The organism is Microcoleus sp. Pol10D4, assembly GCF_036701555.1.
Lineage (GTDB): Bacteria > Cyanobacteriota > Cyanobacteriia > Cyanobacteriales > Microcoleaceae > Microcoleus.
The window spans coordinates 1-2377 of the sequence record NZ_JAUBRA010000159.1 but is presented as its reverse complement, the minus strand read 5'-3'; the positions used below and the strand labels follow the sequence as shown (position 1 = coordinate 2377).

Annotated in this window: 1 protein-coding gene and 2 pseudogenes; 2 read left to right on the top strand and 1 reads right to left on the bottom strand. The window is 38.1% G+C overall.

Annotated elements, in window-relative coordinates; all coding sequences use genetic code 11:
* The first annotated feature begins 74 nt into the window (after nucleotides 1-74).
* Nucleotides 75-326, top strand: a pseudogene (locus tag QUA36_RS31095) (ISAzo13-like element transposase-related protein).
* On the opposite strand, the gene QUA36_RS31090 reads toward QUA36_RS31095, so the two are convergent.
* On the bottom strand, nucleotides 315-791 hold the full coding sequence (locus tag QUA36_RS31090) for an IS66 family transposase (protein WP_445301474.1): 477 nt from the start codon (nucleotides 789-791) through the stop codon (nucleotides 315-317). The pseudogene QUA36_RS31095 and the gene QUA36_RS31090 sit on opposite strands and share 12 nt — an antisense overlap.
* Before the next feature lie 93 nt (nucleotides 792-884).
* Here QUA36_RS31090 and QUA36_RS31085 point away from each other — a divergent pair.
* Nucleotides 885-2028 (top strand): annotated as a pseudogene (locus tag QUA36_RS31085) (ISAs1 family transposase).
* Nucleotides 2029-2377 lie beyond the last annotated feature (349 nt).

Below are 2377 nucleotides of genomic sequence, written 5' to 3'. Positions count from 1 at the left end.
CGAGTAATCACTTCAGGCTTGAATTTTTAAATTTTATAACCATCAATTCTATTTAAAGACCTGCGGAATGTGGGTTGTATCGTCCGGGAACTTTCTATACAAAAGAACCAGTCACTACTTTTGATCATGATTTTTGGAGTTTAGGTCACGGTAAAGTGATGCCACATGGAATTTATGATTCTCAACAAAACCGAGGATATATAACTTTATGAAATAGTAAAGATACCAGTGAATTCGCCTGTGAGTCTTTAAAAAATTGGTGGAATAATTATGGTAAAGCTACCTACCCTAACGCTAATTCTATCTGTAAGGATTCAGGTCTTTGATTGGGGAATAAGAGAAGGGATGAAAAAGTCACAACAATGGGCAGATAGAGCATCACGGAAAAAAGCCATTGCGCTTTTACCTTGAAACCGACAAGTCTGAATCACAGACAACAAATTAGCAGTTTGTTCAAACCGAGACATTGACCGGGAACCTCCAGATACCTTACGTTTAGTCACGGCTAATCGCAAAGAACGTTCTGCCAAATTATTATCAGGGGGAATGGACGGGTGGTCTAAAAAGTACCACCATTGATGTGCTTTCTCACGTAACGAGCGCAGTAACAGTCCAGCAGCATGACCAACATGACCTTGCCAAGTATTTAACAATTCTGCCAATCTCGTCTTAAAGTCCCTCGCCCAAGTCTGATAATCAATCTCTTGGGGGTGTTCCCGCCATTTTCGATGTTGTCGAAATGCCTCATCAATTAATTCCAAAAATGCCTCTGCGACGACAGTGTTATTCAGGGCGAACGCATCTAAATTTAATGTTAACAGAATCTGGTATATTGGAGAAGAATTATTGACTAACTACAAAACATTTAATTAGGGTTTACCTGTATGAAACTTAAACCTAAAATCACCATCGCCGACCATTTTGCCGACTTAGAAGATCCCCGAATTGAGCGGACGAAACATCATCAATTAATTGACATTATCACCATCTCAATTTGTGCCGTGATTTGCGGTGCTGATACATGGGTGGATATTGAAAGTTACGGGCGAGCTAAATACGAATGGTTAAAGAAAATTTTAGAATTGCCGAATGGCATACCTTCACATGATACGATTGCGCGAGTATTTTCTCGGCTAAAACCGGAGCAATTTCAGAAATGTTTTTTGAGTTGGATTCAATCTATTAGTTGCTTCAATCCCGGAGAAGTAATCGCAATTGATGGCAAAACTCTTCGCCATTCTTACTCACGAAGAGGAGATAAAAAAGCAATTCATATGGTCAGTGCTTGGGCGACGAGTCAAAGATTAGTTTTAGGACAAGTTAAGGTTGATAAGAAGTCGAATGAAATCACAGCCCCATCCGGCTTTACTCAAAGTATTAGAATTGAATGGAAGCATTGTCACCATTGATGCTATGGGTTGTCAGAGGTCAATTGTGAAGTCAATTGTCGAACAAAAAGGAGATTATGTAATCACCTTAAAAAAGAACCAACCATCCCTGTATGCCAGAGTAGAAGAGTTGTTTAAACAAGCAATTAGACAAGGATTTTCGGGTTTTACACATACAGCTTATTCGACAAATAAAGAGAGGAATCACGGTCGCTCAGAAATTCGACATCACTTAATGCTCAGTGACATCAAAGAGCTAATTGATCCGGAGAATCAATGGGAGAAATTTCAGAGTATAGGTATGATAGAATCCGTGAGAATAGTGAAGGGAAAAACAACTATTGAAACTCGTTATTACATTAGTAGTTTACCAAATGATGCTCAAAAACTTGGTAAATCAGTCCGGAGCCATTGGGGAATTGAAAATTCTTTACATTGGGTATTAGATGTGGGTTTTCGTGAAGATGAGTGTCGGATTAGAAAAGATAATGCTCCGCAAAATTTTGCTATTCTTAGACACATCTCGCTCAATCTTTTGAATCAAGAGAAAACTTCAAAAACTGGAGCAAAAAATAAGCGACTTCGAGCCGGGTGGGATGATGACTATTTGACTAAAATCCTCGCTGTTGCAGTTAACTAAATTCTCACGAATAACTCATTACTAACTATTATACAACTGGAAAACAGTGGTTGTAATAGTTTTATTGTCTCAAAATTAGCAGGAGCGTAAAAACCACCATTAATCAGTTACTATTTTCTTACTAAAGTCATTAAAAAGCGTGTCTGTAGCTTCTTTGAATAGTGAATTTATCTCAAAATATACTCACCACTAATGAACAGTGTTCAATAAGATGCGTTCCCCCTGACCCCAACTGTCCTCAATACTATGTGTTTTATTTTCATACATCCATAGTATCCGCTCAATAAGTAGGGGTAGCAGAGAAAAAAAGTAAGCAGAGTAAAAAAAGTGTTATAAAATAGGACACATG